This window comes from Nitrobacter vulgaris (assembly GCF_002028545.1).
Lineage (GTDB): Bacteria > Pseudomonadota > Alphaproteobacteria > Rhizobiales > Xanthobacteraceae > Nitrobacter > Nitrobacter vulgaris.
Window position 1 is genome coordinate 26,404 of record NZ_MWPQ01000042.1, and the last position, 15,215, is coordinate 41,618.

The following is a 15,215-nucleotide window of genomic DNA, read 5'->3' on the forward strand; positions in this document are numbered from 1 at the left end:
GTGACCTTGCGACCGCCCGCCGCTATACATTCGGCGGCCGCAAGGCCAATGATAGTTTTGTGCGAAAATGTCCCTGCTAGACGCGCTGTATGATCGTCTGCGAGACCAGCAATAAGCAACGATTCGTGGTTTGAGATTTTACGAGCGGACCTGACCAGCCGATGCCGATAACCATCCTCGACCTCGTTCTGCTAGCCGTAATGCTGATTTCGGGGCTGCTGGCGATGATCCGCGGCTTTATGCGCGAAATCCTGTCGATTGCCTCGTGGGGCATAGCCGCGCTGGCCACCCTTTACTCGTTCCAGAAGCTCCTGCCGTTCGCCAAGAATTATATTAACAACGATACGATCGCGGCTGCCGCCGTCATCGGTGGCGTTTTCATCGGCACCTTGATCGTGATTTCCCTCATCACGACACGCATTTCCGACATGGTCCTCGATTCCAGGATCGGCGCACTCGACCGCACCCTTGGTTTCCTGTTCGGACTGGCGCGGGGTCTGTTGATCGTCGTCGTTGCCTTCCTGTTTTTCACCTGGCTGGTTCCGGACAAGCAGCGGCCCGATTGGGTCACGGCGGCAAAATCGCTCACGGTGCTCAATTCCACTGGCGTCTGGCTACAGTCGCTCTTGCCGGACGATCCCGAGAACACCATTTTAAACAAGCTCAAGAAGAATAAGCCCGAAGAGGAGCAGCCGGATGCGGAACCTGCGTCACCGGGTTCCGAGGGCTATTCCAAACCTGCCCGAGACGGCCTGCAAAAGCTGATCGACGGCAAACCGGCGGAACAGTAGTTAGAACGCGGACTTGACGTTCACGACTTATTCAGGTCCGACCGAATAGTGAGGCGCAATGGACTGTCAGCAGAGCCTTTCCAGCGACGCGTCCTCGCATGATTCCGAACCTGATTTCGATCTTGACGGCGACATGCTCCGTGAGGAATGCGGCGTGTTCGGCATCTTCGGTCATCCGGAAGCCGCAGCGATCACTGCGCTTGGCCTTCACGCACTCCAGCATCGCGGCCAGGAAGCGGCCGGCATCGTGACCTTCGATGGCCATCGCTTTCACTCTGAACGCCGGCTCGGACTTGTCGGTGACGCCTTCTCCCGCCGCGAGGTAATCGAACGTCTCCCTGGCAGCGCCGCTGTCGGCCACACCCGCTACTCCACCACCGGGGGCACCATCCTGCGGAATGTGCAACCGCTGTTCGCCGAACTCAACGCAGGCGGCTTCGCCGTTGCGCACAACGGTAACCTCACCAACGGACTGACGCTACGTCGCGAATTGGTAGGCCGCGGCGCGTTGATGCAATCGACCACCGACACCGAGGCCATCCTTCATCTGGTCGCACAGTCAAGGCGCGGCCGCTTCATCGAGCGCTATATCGAAGCGCTTCGGGCTCTCGAGGGCGCCTATGCGCTGGTGTCGCTGACTAACAAGAAGCTGGTCGGAACGCGTGATCCGCGGGGCATCCGCCCGCTCGTGCTCGGCGAACTCGACGGTTGTCCGATCCTTACCTCGGAAACCTGTGCGCTCGATATCATCGGCGCAAAGTATGTCCGTGACATCGAACCCGGCGAAGTCATCGTGTTCCATCGTGTCGATGGCACCATCCAGACCGAAATCCACAAGCCCTTCCCGCCGATGCCGCCAAGGCCGTGCATCTTCGAATACATCTATTTTTCACGGCCAGACTCAATCGTCGAAGGCCGTTCGGTCTACGAAGTTCGCAAGGCGTTCGGCGCACAACTGGCCCGTGAGAGTCACGCCGAGGTCGATGTCGTGGTACCGGTGCCCGATTCCGGCGTGCCTGCCGCCCTTGGCTACAGCCAGTTTTCCGGGGTGCCGTACGAACTCGGGATCATCAGAAACCATTATGTCGGCCGCACGTTCATCCAGCCGGCCCAAAGCGTCCGCGAACTTGGCGTCCGGATGAAGCATTCCGCCAACCGCGCCGCGATTGCCGGCAAACGCATCATCCTGATCGACGACTCGCTGGTGCGCGGCACGACTTCAAGAAAGATCGTTCGCATGATGCGCGACGCCGGGGCCACGGAGGTGCATTTCCGCCTGGCCTCGCCGCCGATCATCCATCCCGATTACTACGGCATCGACCTGCCCGACCGGAGCGGACTATTGGCCGCGACCCACAGCCTCGAGCAGATGCGTGACATGATCGGCGCGGATTCGCTTGCCTTCCTCTCCATCGACGGCATGTACCGCGCCATGGGCGAACCCGGACGCGATCCGGCGAACCCGAAATATTCCGATCACTGCTTTACTGGCGCCTATCCGACCAACCTTACCGACCATACTGACGTCGAACCGCAACCCCATCAGTTGTCGCTGCTCGCGGAAGCGAGCTGACCGGACACGCCCCACAAGCGTCCGCAGTCAAAACTGCCGGACCATGAACGACGCCGCTTTGCTGTAACCATGCAGCTTCCGCATCAGTGTGACGTCACCGATCTCGTCGAGCGGGATCGCGCGGAAGCCATGTCGCACCCAAAATCCCGCGGAGTCATTGACTGCCACCAGCGAAACGGTGGCGAGTCTTTCCTTACCCGCTCGCACGAGCACCTGCGACACCGCCAATGACGCCGCGCCGGTCCCACGCAACCCGGACAGCAATGCAAGGTCGTGAATATAGTAAGTTTCAGGTCGCCTGGGCAACTCGCCGAGGTATGAATTCAACGCTGGCGGATCCTTGGCCCGCCACGGATGGCTGATGACATAGCCGGCGATAGTCCTGCCGGCGTGGAAGACCAGGCAGCCAGCCGTGTAAAGGCAGAGCCGCTCGGCGAACACTTCCGCATCCTCTGGAAACGCTGGATGAACCTCTTTTGCAACTGCCAGCACCTGCGGCAGGTCACTGGGCACCATCGGCCTCCATTCGCCTTTGGCCTCGCCAGATAATTCGGGCATAAGGCACAGAACCTCCGTCCTCGTCCCCCCCTAGCACGAAGCACCCCAGTCATGACACAACCGCTCGCCTCCCGCATAGCGCTTGTCAGCGGCGCCTCGCGCGGCATCGGCTACGCCACCGCACGCGCGCTTGCCAAAGCCGGCGCGCATGTCATCGCAGTTGCGCGCACGCAAGGCGGGCTCGAAGAACTCGACGACGACATCCGCAAGGACGGCGGCAACGCGACGCTGGTGCCGCTCAATCTCACCGACTTCGATGGAATCGCACGGCTCGGCGCGGCCCTGAACGAGCGTCACGGCAAACTCGATATCCTCATCGGCAACGCAGGCATCGCCGGTCCATCCTCCCCGCTTGGCCACATCGAGATGAAGCCATGGCAGGACGTGATGGCGATCAACGTCACCGCGAATTTTCAATTGATCCGCTGCATGGAACCGTTGCTGCAGCAATCGGATGCCGGACGCGCGGTATTCGTTACCGCCAGCGCTGCTGGCGAGGCCAACGCTTATCGCGGCCCCTACGCAGCCTCGAAGGCGGCGCTGGACACGCTGGCGCGATGCTGGGCAAACGAGACCGCCTCGACTCCGCTCCGCGTCAACCTATTCGATCCGGGACCGGTCCGGACCCGGATGCGCGCCACAGTGTTCCCCGGCGAGGATCCCATGACGCTGGACACGCCGGAACAGGTTGCGGATCTCATTATACCGATGTGCCTTCCCTCCTGGAGCGAGACCGGAAAACTATACGACTACGCCAGTGGCGAGGTTATGAGCTTCGGCTCGCCGCCGGCCTAGAGCCGTTCCGCTTCGGATGGGAATCAGAAGCGGAGCTCCATGATTTTGATTTAACGCGTTTCTTCACGCGAACCGGTTTCCACTTCGCTCGAAAACGCTGTAGGCGCGCCGGCGATTGGCCGCCATCGGTCGCGTTCCGCCACCGCCGGCGTATTGAACCGTTTGGGGACGGCCGCCTCACAAATGACTGGAAGTACGCGATGGATGGTGTCGGGCGGGTCAGGAGCTGTCGATGCAAGCCGTTGTCGAGCGCGTGATACGCGCTTTTACCCTCAAGAACTCACCGTCCGACGAAAAGGCCGACGGCGACTGCCGAACTCCGGCCGGATTGGCCGCCGACTTGTTGGAGAATTACAGAGCGCATCTTCTGCAGCGCGCACAGCCTCCTTGCAGCCGGTGACGGCGTCCTGCTTCTGGCAATTCTGATCGACAAATCGATTAGCGGTGCGCGCTATGACTTGCGCTTGCGCTTATGCGCGAACGGATTAGCTTTTTCGCGAAGCGTGACGCGGATCGGCGTGCCGGGGAGATCGAAAAAGCCGCGCAGGCTGTTGACGAGATAGCGCAGATAGGATTCCGGAACCGCGTCCGCCCGCGAACAGAACACAATGAAACTCGGCGGCCGCGCCTTGGCCTGGGTTACATAGTTGAGTTTCAATCGCCGACCCGAAACAGCTGGCGGCGGGTTGGCATCGACCGCCTGCTCGAACCAGCGATTGAGCGCCGCGGTCGGCACACGACGATTCCAGACGGCGTAGGCGCTTTGGATCGCCGTCATCAGGCCGTCGATCCCGTCGCCCGTCAGGCCGGAGACCGCGACAATCGGCGCGCCCTTGACCTGCGGCAGCCAGTGATCTGCATCGGTGCGCAGCGACGCGATCCGGCCGGATCCCCGATCCATCAGATCCCATTTGTTGACGGCGATCACCAGAGCGCGGCCTTCACGTTCGATCAGGTCGGCGATGCGGAGGTCCTGCTCCTCGAATTTGTTCTGCACATCCATCATCAGCACGACGACTTCGGCGAACCTGACGGCGCGCAACGTATCCGCCACGGACAGTTTCTCGAGCTTCTCCTCGATCCGCGACCTGCGCCGTAGCCCGGCGGTGTCGAAGATCCGGAAATCCCGTCCCTTCCAGTCGAGCTCGACCGAAATGGAATCCCGCGTGGTGCCGGCTTCGGAACTGGTCAGCAGCCGCTCTTCCCCAAGCAGATAATTGATCAGTGTCGATTTGCCGGCATTGGGGCGCCCGACAATCGCCACGCGGATCGGCCGCTGCGAGATATCGTCGGATTCGATGATGTCGTCATCGTCGAATTCCTCGGCTTCTTCGGCTGGCTCCGGCATCACGGCACGCAATGCGTCATACAGATCGCTCATGCCCTCGCCGTGCTCGGCGGACACCCCGATCGGATCGCCAAGGCCCAGCGCATAGGATTCCAGAGCCCCGGCGTCCCCGTGCCTGCCCTCGCTCTTGTTGGCGACGAGCACAACCGGCTTGTTGGCGCGGCGCGCGAAATCGGCGAACGAACGATCGGTCGGCGTGAGGCCCGCACGCGCATCGAATACGAACATCAGGACATCGGCGGCTGCAATCGCAGCTTCGGTCTGCTCCTGCATTCGCGCCGTCAGCGAGCCGCGCGGACCTTCATCGAGACCAGCGGTGTCGATCACCGTGAAATCGAGGTCGCCGAGCCGAGCCTGTCCTTCGCGGCGATCACGTGTGACGCCTGGCTCGTCATCAACCAGCGCCAGCTTCTGCCCGACCAGACGGTTGAACAGGGTCGACTTGCCGACATTGGGTCGGCCTATGATGGCAATGGTGAAGGGCATCGAAGCTCCGCGCCCGTTCCGGGCGGCGTCTCAATACCAGTGTTTCAGCAGCGCCGATACCGCTGTCAGCGCGAGAAGCTGCCGCTGGGCATCGGTGCCGGGAATGGCGACGCTGCCGGCTCGGTCTGTTGTGCGGCAGGCGGCGGCGGTGCAGCCTGCTGCGCCGACGGGGACTCTTCTTTTGGCAGGGACGTGGCCCGCCGATGAACGAGACGCTTGGGCTTGCTGGGCGCGGCGGCGGCAGTGCCGGCATCAGCGGCGGCGGCCTCGGCGCCACCGGACGAGCCGTTTGCTGCGCCCTGTTGTCGCGCCCGCCCCGATTCCGGCGCCGGTGCCGTGGCAGGCTGAGCTTGCTGAAGCTCGCCGTCGCTCTTGTAAAGATCCTTCGGCACGCCTTGCTCGATGCCCGGAACGCCACCCGGGAAAACCGGCTGGCGGTTACCCTGCATCTTCTTCTTCGTATCGAGGAAGCCGAGCAAATCGGACGGATCCCAATTGTTCAGGCCGCCACTACCGCAACCAGCCAGCACGCCGCACAGCGAAATCAGAACAGCGAAAGTCAATAGGCGTTGCGAGCGGCGCATCGACGGTTCTCGTTCAAGCTTGAGTTCGACAAACCTGCTCAGCTCTTCGCAACCGGCGGCAGCAAAGCTTGCAGGGCTTCGGCGCGGTTGCGCAGGCTGGACGGCGTCTGGCCGTCCTCGCTGATCATGTCGAGCCACTTCCGTGCAGCCGTGGTGTCGTCGTTGCGCCAGGCGGATAACGCCAAAAGCTCGCGCGCGGTATGGCGAAAGGTCGCCTCGGGCGCAGTCGTCGGCTCGAGCCGCTGCAGCATCTTGTTGTAGGTTTCGGTGTCCACCAGCAATCCGGCGGCGCGCACCCGCGCAAGATCACGCTCGGCGCTGCTGAACCCGCTGTCGGCGGCAATCGCATCATAAAGTTTCACCGCTGCATTGACGTCATGCTTGGCGGCTTCAGCAGCGGCGCGAAGCCGCGACAGATTACGATATCCGGGCGGTGCGGTCTCCGCCAGTTTGGTGAAAGCCGCTTCCGCTTCGGCATGCTTGTTTTGATCGGCCAGCGCAGCCGCCGCTTCAAAGGTCGAACTGGCCTCGGCGGCCTTCTGGGTCTGGAGATATTGGTATCCACGCCAACCGCCGACAGCGGCAATCACGAGAATGATAGCGGCAATGATTAGCGCCGAATAGCGGCTCCAAATTCTCTGGACCTGTTCGCGACGCAGCTCATCATCAATTTCACTAAATATCTCAGTCACTTACTGCTATCCCCGCTTCCCCAAACCACAGCGCCGCGCCGCGCGCGCCCCCACCAATAGCGACCGCGATATCGTAGCGATATGGCACCGACAAGGCAAAAGCGAGTCCGATCGGCTAAAGCGTTTTCTTCACGCGAACCGGATTCCATCCTCGGGTCAAGCCCGAGGACATGACGCTACGGTGAGGCTCGACTGCCGGAGTTCCTGTGTCACGAAGAACGCGATGCCAAGCGGTACTTTTCATGCTGACAACACCGTCCCAGCTTCACTTGTCTTCATCCACGCTGTTCGATGAACAACAGGTTGACGTCGCGTAAGGCCGGAACGGTGTTACGAAATACGCTTGGCGAAGCAGGCCAGCCGTCAAAGCGTTTTCAGATATTCGAGAAGAGCTTTCTTGTCAGCATCCGGCAGGCTCGTCCCAAATTCGTGACCGCAACGGCTGTTGCCTGAGTTCAGATCGTCGCAACCGGTTGTTTCGCGAACATTGCCGGCCTGGGCCTGATTTAAAGCAATGCCAATGTTATTCACGTCATAGTCGGGACCGATCGCAAAACGCTGCTGCCGTTGGCTTGCAGGCTTGAGCAACTCGGCAAGACTCGCGACCGAGCCATTGTGCAGGTACGGAGCGGCCGCCCATATGCCGTAGAGAACCCGCGATTCATAGGCGCCCTTCGGGGGCGTTGGGGCTGCAGCGTCCGTTTTCGAGCTTGAGCTTCCAGCATCCATGTCGAGTCGAAGACGGGTTTCAGGAGTTGCAGCGGCGTCGGGAAACCTGAATGCACCCGGCAAGTCCTGCAAGACGGTTGGGAGTCGAGTGGCATCGACAGGCTCGGACGCGCCCTGCGCGACCTCGGGCTTGGCAGAAACACCAAGGGCTCGTGGTGAGGTGCCTTTCGAAAAGCTCAGGACGTGCTCTCCGATCGTGCCTATCACCGAGGTCGAAAGGATGTTGAATGCGAGGTCGGTTTCTTTCAGAGGCTTGGTCGCGAACGGAATGTAAGCACCTTTCAGGACTCCCGATTTGGCCGTCCATCCCAGGATATCGTATTCACGCGTGTCCGTCCCGACGTTCTGAATTGGCGTCGCCCAGGTCTGCTGAAATGGGAAACGCTCCGTGCCGGCTTTTTGGCCATGGCATTCCTGGCAGCCGCCATCAGCAGCCGACCGTTCAAAGATCGTTTTGCCCTTGGCCGCCAGCGCGGTGTCGACGGACCATGGCCATTTCGGCGGCCCGATTTTCTTTGCCAGATCCTCAAGCTTTTGCAGCCCGTCAAAATTCACCGAATTATTGTTCAGGAAGTCGATAAACAGGCCATCGTGCGTCGGCTGGAAGTTGCCGAACACGCCCATCACTTCACCAACATTCCGAGCCAGCCCGAGGATATCACTCCCGTTATCGGCGAATCCGGGCCACTGCGTCTTGTCCTGTTTTGGCGCGTTCCAGAGAAAAGGATAGCGTACCGGCGCATCGGCTCTGTGAATGTTTTCGGGGATCAAAAATGTCGGCTCCGGGCCGATGCCCAACCCCGTCACGCGATTGAAGATCATGCCGACTGCATCGAGGCGCCCCAATCCCCAGGCGGGGTTCGGAAGAGATCGATCAATGATGGTGTGGTATCGCACGTACCATGCATCGACGTCGCTCCGCAGCGCGGCGACTTTATTGCTATCGGGCTTGGCCGTCTGAAGGACAGACGCTGCAAATGCATTGAACGCGGCATCGTCGGACGTTGCCCGCGCCATCGCCTTATCGAGATCGCTTAAGAACGTTTGGAAATCGACGAGCGCCGGCCCGCCATCGATACGATACTGCCGTTCTGCGACCTTGATCTGGCGGGTGTGACAGGCGGAGCACGTCATCCCGACAACCTTCGCGCCCGTCGGGCCTGATGCATAAAAACCGACAGGAAGCTCCTGCGAAGCATCGAGCGCCGGCAAATATCCGTATCGTGTCAGCCCGCCGGAAAGAAAGGGAGCCCCGTCAGCTTGCTTGAGTGCCTTGAGCCACGCCAATGGAATGAGGCGCGAACCTTGATCGCGCGTGTAGAAATCGGTGCGGCTAGGCATATCCCAAGCTGAGCCTTGGTCAACGAATACCGGACCAGACTCGTCGGCAAAGGATGAGGTGGCGAGAGGAAAATTCAGGAGGACGAGGGCCAGAATAAGAGTTCGCATCTGTGCTCCGAGCGCACAGCCATTTAGGGCTGCCATGTTGTTGTTGACACACCGCAAGCGAGCGGTGGACGTTACTTCGCACGGATAGCGTGTTCTCGCAATGGTTGATACAACAAGAAAATTCTAGTCAAGCGATCATAAACTTGATGGGGAGTTCGAACCGGCCATGGCGATCTAGCTCTTCGGCTTCATCGCATAAACGTGTTCGGGACCGGGAAAGGCGCGGCTACGCACGTCGCGTGCATAGCCTTCGATCGCGGCCTCGATCATGGGGCCGAGTTCGCCATAGCGCCGGACAAATTTCGGCGCTCGCGGCGACAAGCCGAGCATGTCCTCCAACACCAGCACCTGGCCGTCGCAGGCGGGACTGGCACCGATGCCGATCGTCGGGATCGCCACCGTTTCCGTGATCTTGCGCGCCAACGGCTCCGCAACCGCTTCGATCACCATCGAGAACGCGCCCGCCTCCGCCACGGCACGCGCATCGTCCTCGATCGGCTGCCAAGTTCCTTCCTCGCGTCCCTGCGCACGAAATGAGCCGAGCGTGTTGATCGATTGCGGTGTCAGGCCGACATGCCCCATGACGGGAATTCCGCGCTCGGAAAGAAATGCAATGGTCTCCGCCATCTTCACGCCGCCTTCGAGCTTCACCGCGCCGCAAAGCGTCTCCTTGAGAAGGCGCGCGGCGGAATGAAACGCCTGCTCCTTCGAGGCCTCATACGAGCCGAACGGCATGTCCACCACGACCAATGCATGTTGTGACCCGCGCATCACCGCGCGGCCCTGCAGGATCATCATGTCGAGCGTGACCGGCACGGTGGTCTCGAAACCGTGCATCACGTTACCCAGACTGTCGCCGACCAGGATGACATCGCAATAGCGGTCGACCAGTGCTGCTGTATGAGCATGATACGAGGTCAGCATCACGATTGGATCGCTGTTCTTGCGAGCGCGAATGTCGGGTGCTGTCCTGCGACTGATGGTCGACTGAATCGACATCTCAGGCTCCGAAGACGGGAACGCCGACAACGTACGGATGGAAGAGAGCGCCGAGTGCAAGATAAAGGACGAGGCCAACGATAACCGCAATCACGTCGTTGCGAACCCCGCCGACTGGAATCGGTAGGCCGCTTGGATCCGAGCGGCGTTTGAGCGAAATGCGATCGATAACCGCCCAAGCAAGAATCGATCCGAACAAAATGATCGAGCCGAGATCTCCGTTGGCGAGCAGATGCGCCGTCGCCCACAGCTTCACCCCTACCAACAACGGATGCTTCAGCTTCGCGTAGATACGGCCGCGGATATAGGACGCGACCATAAGAATGATAGCGGGCAGAATCAGCGCTTCCGCGATGTGCTTCATCACGCGCGGCGGATGCCAGACGTCGATCCAGCCGGTGGCGCGATAGTCCAGGAATCCCCACACAATCAGCGCGACACCAACCGCGGAGATCAGCGAAAACCCGACCTTGTATGGTCCTTCGCCATAGGACGAGATTAACCGCGCACGAAAATCGCGCTTAGTTGCCGCGAGATGCACCCCGAGGAACACAACAAGGCCAGCAATCATCACGAGTAGTCCCATCGTATCCTCCTATGAGCTGGTCTCGATTAACATTTTTGAGGAGTTTCAGGCAACACGGCGCAATAACAGAGGCAAACACGTTTTCGTCGCAACAACACCTAGCAATCACCTAAAAAAAACGAAGAACGCCAGCGCACGATCACCGCTCCACCAAACCAGATGGAGCTTTCAATGAACGTCAGACTTCTCGTCGCCGCCGCCGCTATCACAGCCTTTGGAGTTGCCGGTGCCCAGGCCCAGCAGCTCTCACCCCAGGGTCAAGCACAGCAGAACGACAGCATTCGTGGCAGCGCAGGAGCGTCCGGATCCGCGCATACCCAGAAGGTTCATCCGAAAGGATCGGCGAAGGGTACGGTCGGCGCGGCGCCAGGGCGCAGCGGGGTCGATGCTGGCGCCTCCGGCTCGGCAGATACGCCGCCTGCGAACATCAACGGCAGCGCCCGCACGGGCGGCTCGATGCGCTAGTGGCTCTAGTGGGACCTTGAATTTGACATTCGCTTGCCGGGTTTGCTGCAAAAGTGGTTATCGAATGTCAAACTCACTCCACTAGTACGCGTTTTTCGGGAAACGGCCGGTCCAGACACCGGCCGTTTTTCGTTGCGGGATTATGCCGACTTCTTCACGTCCTTGACGCTTGAAAAGACGATACCTTCGGCGCGATCTCGTGTGTAGCCAAGATAGAATTCGTTCTTGGCCAGAAATACCGGGTCGCCATCGACGTCGTCAGCGACGCCGGAGCCGTTGGCGGCGATGAAGGCATCGAGCTTCTTGCGGTCGTCGGATGAAATCCAGCGCGCAAGCTGAAATTCGCAGATTTCGAAATCCACCGGCAGCGAATATTCGGCATCGAGCCGAGCTTTCAGCACATCCAGCTGCAACATCCCGACAACGCCGACGAGAGCAGGCGCGCCGTCGCGCGGGCGGAAAACCTGCACCACGCCCTCCTCCGACATCTGCTGCAGTGCCTCCTTCAGCTTTTTCGCCTTCATCGCATCGGTTAGCCTCACTCGCCGCACGATTTCCGGCGCGAACGACGGCACACCTACAAAGGTGACATCCTCACCTTCGGTCAGGGTATCGCCGATCCGCAACGTACCATGATTGGGAATGCCGACCACGTCGCCGGCGAAAGCCTCATCCGCAATGGCGCGATCCTGCGCAAAGAAGAACTGCGGCGACGACAGCGGCATCGGCTTGCCGGTGCGCACCAGCTTCGCCTTCATGCCGCGCGTGAGCTTGCCGGAACATAGACGCGCAAAGGCGATGCGGTCGCGATGATTGGGATCCATGTTCGCTTGAATCTTGAATACGAAGGCGGTCATGCGCGGCTCATCGGCCTCGACCTTGCGCAGATTGGACTCCTGCGCGCGCGGAGGAGGCGCGAACTTTCCGAGTCCTTCCAGAAGATCACCGACGCCGAAATTGCGCAGCGCCGAGCCAAAATACACCGGGGTTAGGTGCCCCTCGCGAAATGCCTCAAGCTCGAACGGCTTGCAGGCTTCGGTTACCAGCGCCAGTTCCTCCCTGACCTCATCGACATTCAGATTGGCGTTGCGCGCCGCGAGATCTGCGATGTCGATCCGTTCGGCCGCGCCGGTCTTGGCGCCGCTGCCCTCGAGCAGGCGGATGCCGCCGGTCGCAATATCGTAGGTACCGAGAAAATCGCGGCCGCGTCCGACCGGCCATGTCATCGGAGTGGTATCGAGCGCCAAAGTCTTCTCAATCTCGTCCAGCAACTCGAAGGTATCGCGGCTCTCCCGATCCATCTTGTTGATAAAGGTGATGATCGGGATATCACGCAGACGGCAGACCTCGAACAGCTTTCGGGTGCGCGCCTCGATGCCCTTTGCCGCGTCGATCACCATGACGGCCGAATCCACCGCGGTCAGGGTGCGGTAGGTGTCCTCGGAAAAGTCCTCGTGGCCAGGCGTGTCCAGCAGGTTAAATACCCGGCCATCGAACTCGAACGTCATCACGGAAGTGACCACCGAGATTCCACGGTCACGCTCGATTTTCATCCAGTCGGAACGGGTATTGCGTCGCTCCCCTTTTGCTTTCACCTGCCCGGCAAGATTGATGGCGCCGCCGAACAGTAGAAGCTTTTCCGTCAGCGTCGTCTTGCCGGCATCCGGATGCGAGATGATCGCGAAAGTGCGCCGGCGCGCGACTTCGGCCGCCAATGGCGAGCGCGGAGACGTGTCAGTCTGCAAAGCGAGGTCGGACATCAGCGAGCGTGTGGCAGGGAAAATCGGCCGGATCAAGGGGTTTCCATCCCGTACCTCAAGCGCCGCCGGGAGCTTGCCGGGCGCTCCCGCCTGCCCCATATCAAGGCTGGGGAAGGACGACCTTCCATCTCACACGACCACTGCGGGGACGGCCCTGCCTCATGATTTGGGAGGGCCTTATGGCCTGGTTTTTGTTGCTCGCCGCCGGATTGATGGAAGTTGGCTGGGCGATCGGCCTTAAATACACTGAAGGATTCACGCGGCTAATGCCGTCGGTGCTGACATTGACGGCTATGGCGATCAGCATGGCGTTGCTCGGACTGGCGCTCAAAACGCTTCCGATCGGTACCGCCTACGCGGTCTGGACCGGCATCGGCGCGGTCGGAACCGCAATTCTCGGCATCGTGCTATTCGGTGATCCGGCGACGATGGCGCGGCTCGCCTGCATCGGCCTCATCGTCGCCGGAATCGCCGGGCTAAAGCTTGTTACTTGACGAATGCCACGACCCAATAGGCCAGCGCGGCGACGATTGCCGATGCGGGAATGGTGATGACCCACGCATAGACGATGGAACTGGCGACGTTCCAGCGTACCGCGGACAACCGCCGCGCCGCGCCGACGCCCACGATGGAGCCGGTGATGGTGTGGGTCGTCGATACCGGGACGCCGAGAAACGTCGCCATGAATAGTGTGGCCGCGCCGCCGGTCTCCGCGCAGAAGCCCTGCATCGGCGTCAGCTTGGTGATACGAAGACCCATCGTCCGCACGATCCGCCAGCCGCCCATTAGGGTTCCCAGCGCCATTGCAGCCTGACAGGACAGCACCACCCAGAACGGTACGCTGAATTCGCTGCCGAGATAACCTTGCGAAAACAGCAGCACGGCAATGATGCCCATGGTCTTCTGCGCGTCATTCCCACCATGGCCCAACGAATAAAGCGAAGCCGAAAAAAACTGAAAAATGCGGAATGCGCGATCGACCGCGAAAGGCGTCGAGCGCACCGATAGCCATGAGACGATGGCGACCAGCACCAGCGCAAGCAGAAAACCAACCAGCGGCGATAATACGATCGCAAGTAACGTCTTCGACAGACCGCTCCAGACCGCCGCCGAAAGACCGGCTTTGGCGATGCCTCCACCGACCAGACCACCGATCAGGGCGTGCGAGCTGCTTGACGGAATCCCGAGTCCCCAGGTGACCACGTTCCAGACAATGGCGCCAACCAGCGCAGCGAAGATCACCTGCGCGTCAATCACATTCGGATCTATGATTCCGGTGCCGATGGTATTTGCGACATGCAGACCGAATACCATGAAGGCGACAAAGTTGAAGAACGCCGCCCAGACCACCGCGTATTGCGGTCGCAGCACTCGGGTGGAGACGATGGTCGCGATCGAATTCGCGGCGTCGTGCAGTCCGTTCAGGAAATCGAACAGCAGCGCGACGGCGATCAGGCCGACAAGGACCGGAAGACCAATGGCGTCCACGGTGCGGCCCTGCCCTATACCTGCTCGATGACGATGCTGCTGATCTCGTTGGCTACGTCATCGAAGCGGTCCGCGACCTTCTCCAAGTGATCGTAGATCTCGACACCGACAATGAAGTCCATGGCATTGGCGTTGCGGTGCTTCAAGAAAAGCTCCTTCAGGCCGATATCGTGCAGATCATCGACACGGCCTTCCAGCTTGCCCAGTTCCTCGGTGATTGCCATCAGCATCGCGACGTTGTTGCTGATCGACTCCAGCAACGGCAGCGCCCGATGGACCAGATTGGCACATTCCACGATCAGCGTACCTATCTCACGCATCGGCGGCTCAAAGCTGAGCACCTCGAACAGCACCACGGCCTTCGCCGTCTGCTGCATCTGGTCGATGGCGTCATCCATCGAAGTGATCAGGTTTTTAATGTCGACGCGATCGAATGGCGTGATGAAGGTGCGCCGAACCGCCGTCAGCACCTCGCGCGTGATGCCGTCCGCATCGTTTTCAAGCTGGCTGACCCGCTGGCAAAAAACCGGCGTTTCTTCACCACCCTTCAGCATTCCCTGAAGCGCAGCTGCCCCCTGCACAACTGTCTGCGAATGACGGGCAAATAAATCGAAAAAGCGCTCCTCTTTCGGCAGAAAGGACCGGAACAAACGCAGCATCGCAACATCCACTTTGCAGACAAGAACCGGGCCGCCAGTCCGGATCGCAGGGATGTCATAAACCATTTCCGGCAAAGGTGGGCAATCGGCATCGCAACCGCCGGGATCATCCACCGGTTTATGGGCCTCCTGCCCGGATGATGGATTCACAACGATTGCTTGAAATCATGAGCAATTTCGCTGACCACCGCTGCGGCGGACCATCGCGCAGACGACGAAAATCGCGACTGGATCACCGTGACCCGTTCACGCC

The 15,215-nt window shown here is 60.4% G+C and carries 15 protein-coding genes; 5 read left to right on the top strand and 10 right to left on the bottom strand.

Annotation, left to right across the window (positions count from 1 at the left end):
- Positions 1 to 161 precede the first annotated feature (161 nt).
- Together B2M20_RS11050 and purF are read left to right on the top strand one after the other, a co-directional pair.
- The gene (locus B2M20_RS11050) at positions 162 to 791 is read left to right on the top strand and encodes a CvpA family protein (protein WP_079447101.1); all 630 of its coding nucleotides are present in this window, start codon (positions 162 to 164) and stop codon (positions 789 to 791) included.
- Between the two features lie 58 nt (positions 792 to 849).
- A complete protein-coding gene (gene purF, locus B2M20_RS11055; RefSeq protein ID WP_079447102.1) occupies positions 850 to 2,364 on the top strand; it encodes an amidophosphoribosyltransferase in 1,515 nt (504 codons plus the stop codon).
- A gap of 27 nt (positions 2,365 to 2,391) precedes the next feature.
- Here the strand turns inward: purF and B2M20_RS11060 are convergent, their stop codons facing one another.
- A complete protein-coding gene (locus B2M20_RS11060) occupies positions 2,392 to 2,922 on the bottom strand; it encodes a GNAT family N-acetyltransferase (RefSeq protein WP_079447103.1) in 531 nt (176 codons plus the stop codon).
- A gap of 51 nt (positions 2,923 to 2,973) precedes the next feature.
- On the opposite strand from B2M20_RS11060, the gene B2M20_RS11065 reads away from it, so the two are divergent.
- Entirely contained in the window at positions 2,974 to 3,717 is a 744-nt protein-coding gene (locus B2M20_RS11065; RefSeq protein ID WP_079447104.1) for an SDR family NAD(P)-dependent oxidoreductase, read from the top strand.
- Between the two features lie 451 nt (positions 3,718 to 4,168).
- Here the strand turns inward: B2M20_RS11065 and der are convergent, their stop codons facing one another.
- The 6 genes from der to B2M20_RS11095 form a co-directional block, all read right to left on the bottom strand.
- The gene (gene der, locus B2M20_RS11070; protein ID WP_079447105.1) at positions 4,169 to 5,551 is read right to left on the bottom strand and encodes a ribosome biogenesis GTPase Der; all 1,383 of its coding nucleotides are present in this window, start codon (positions 5,549 to 5,551) and stop codon (positions 4,169 to 4,171) included.
- 65 nt (positions 5,552 to 5,616) lie between these two features.
- Positions 5,617 to 6,135 (bottom strand): hypothetical protein, encoded by a 519-nt coding sequence (locus B2M20_RS11075; protein ID WP_079447106.1) that lies wholly within the window; start codon positions 6,133 to 6,135, stop codon positions 5,617 to 5,619.
- 38 nt (positions 6,136 to 6,173) lie between these two features.
- Positions 6,174 to 6,827: a tetratricopeptide repeat protein gene (locus B2M20_RS11080; protein ID WP_079447107.1), complete on the bottom strand. Its 654-nt coding sequence runs from the start codon at positions 6,825 to 6,827 to the stop codon at positions 6,174 to 6,176.
- A 363-nt stretch (positions 6,828 to 7,190) separates the two neighbouring features.
- Positions 7,191 to 9,005 carry a di-heme-cytochrome C peroxidase gene (locus B2M20_RS11085; RefSeq protein WP_079447187.1) on the bottom strand — a complete coding sequence of 605 codons (1,815 nt, stop codon included), beginning with the start codon at positions 9,003 to 9,005 and terminating at the stop codon, positions 7,191 to 7,193.
- Between the two features lie 174 nt (positions 9,006 to 9,179).
- Positions 9,180 to 10,004 (bottom strand): 3-methyl-2-oxobutanoate hydroxymethyltransferase, encoded by an 825-nt coding sequence (gene panB, locus B2M20_RS11090; protein WP_079447108.1) that lies wholly within the window; start codon positions 10,002 to 10,004, stop codon positions 9,180 to 9,182.
- A 1-nt stretch (position 10,005) separates the two neighbouring features.
- A complete protein-coding gene (locus tag B2M20_RS11095) occupies positions 10,006 to 10,590 on the bottom strand; it encodes an NnrU family protein (RefSeq protein ID WP_079447109.1) in 585 nt (194 codons plus the stop codon).
- A gap of 171 nt (positions 10,591 to 10,761) precedes the next feature.
- On the opposite strand from B2M20_RS11095, the gene B2M20_RS11100 reads away from it, so the two are divergent.
- Positions 10,762 to 11,055, top strand: a complete 294-nt coding sequence (locus B2M20_RS11100) for a hypothetical protein (protein ID WP_244553490.1) — start codon at positions 10,762 to 10,764, stop codon at positions 11,053 to 11,055.
- Positions 11,056 to 11,195: 140 nt separating this feature from the next.
- Here the strand turns inward: B2M20_RS11100 and B2M20_RS11105 are convergent, their stop codons facing one another.
- A complete protein-coding gene (locus B2M20_RS11105) occupies positions 11,196 to 12,815 on the bottom strand; it encodes a peptide chain release factor 3 (protein ID WP_079447188.1) in 1,620 nt (539 codons plus the stop codon).
- A gap of 179 nt (positions 12,816 to 12,994) precedes the next feature.
- On the opposite strand from B2M20_RS11105, the gene sugE reads away from it, so the two are divergent.
- Entirely contained in the window at positions 12,995 to 13,309 is a 315-nt protein-coding gene (sugE, locus tag B2M20_RS11110; protein ID WP_079447111.1) for a quaternary ammonium compound efflux SMR transporter SugE, read from the top strand.
- On the opposite strand, the gene B2M20_RS11115 is transcribed toward sugE, so the two are convergent.
- Together B2M20_RS11115 and B2M20_RS11120 are read right to left on the bottom strand one after the other, a co-directional pair.
- Positions 13,302 to 14,303 (bottom strand): inorganic phosphate transporter, encoded by a 1,002-nt coding sequence (locus B2M20_RS11115; protein WP_079447112.1) that lies wholly within the window; start codon positions 14,301 to 14,303, stop codon positions 13,302 to 13,304. The two genes, sugE and B2M20_RS11115, sit on opposite strands and share 8 nt — an antisense overlap.
- A 14-nt stretch (positions 14,304 to 14,317) precedes the next feature.
- The gene (locus B2M20_RS11120; RefSeq protein WP_079447189.1) at positions 14,318 to 14,962 is read right to left on the bottom strand and encodes a DUF47 domain-containing protein; all 645 of its coding nucleotides are present in this window, start codon (positions 14,960 to 14,962) and stop codon (positions 14,318 to 14,320) included.
- Between the last annotated feature and the right edge of the window lie 253 nt (positions 14,963 to 15,215).

Bases quoted from the DNA above. Each gene is read 5' to 3' on its own strand.
- B2M20_RS11050 (WP_079447101.1), top strand. From the start codon at position 162: ATGCCGATAACCATCCTCGACCTCGTTCTGCTAGCCGTAATGCTGATT.
- purF (WP_079447102.1), top strand. From the start codon at position 850: ATGGACTGTCAGCAGAGCCTTTCCAGCGACGCGTCCTCGCATGATTCC.
- B2M20_RS11060 (WP_079447103.1), bottom strand. From the start codon at position 2,922: ATGCCCGAATTATCTGGCGAGGCCAAAGGCGAATGGAGGCCGATGGTG.
- B2M20_RS11065 (WP_079447104.1), top strand. From the start codon at position 2,974: ATGACACAACCGCTCGCCTCCCGCATAGCGCTTGTCAGCGGCGCCTCG.
- der (WP_079447105.1), bottom strand. From the start codon at position 5,551: ATGCCCTTCACCATTGCCATCATAGGCCGACCCAATGTCGGCAAGTCG.
- B2M20_RS11075 (WP_079447106.1), bottom strand. From the start codon at position 6,135: ATGCGCCGCTCGCAACGCCTATTGACTTTCGCTGTTCTGATTTCGCTG.
- B2M20_RS11085 (WP_079447187.1), bottom strand. From the start codon at position 9,005: ATGCGAACTCTTATTCTGGCCCTCGTCCTCCTGAATTTTCCTCTCGCC.
- panB (WP_079447108.1), bottom strand. From the start codon at position 10,004: ATGTCGATTCAGTCGACCATCAGTCGCAGGACAGCACCCGACATTCGC.
- B2M20_RS11095 (WP_079447109.1), bottom strand. From the start codon at position 10,590: ATGGGACTACTCGTGATGATTGCTGGCCTTGTTGTGTTCCTCGGGGTG.
- B2M20_RS11100 (WP_244553490.1), top strand. From the start codon at position 10,762: ATGAACGTCAGACTTCTCGTCGCCGCCGCCGCTATCACAGCCTTTGGA.
- B2M20_RS11105 (WP_079447188.1), bottom strand. From the start codon at position 12,815: ATGTCCGACCTCGCTTTGCAGACTGACACGTCTCCGCGCTCGCCATTG.
- sugE (WP_079447111.1), top strand. From the start codon at position 12,995: ATGGCCTGGTTTTTGTTGCTCGCCGCCGGATTGATGGAAGTTGGCTGG.
- B2M20_RS11120 (WP_079447189.1), bottom strand. From the start codon at position 14,962: ATGCTGCGTTTGTTCCGGTCCTTTCTGCCGAAAGAGGAGCGCTTTTTC.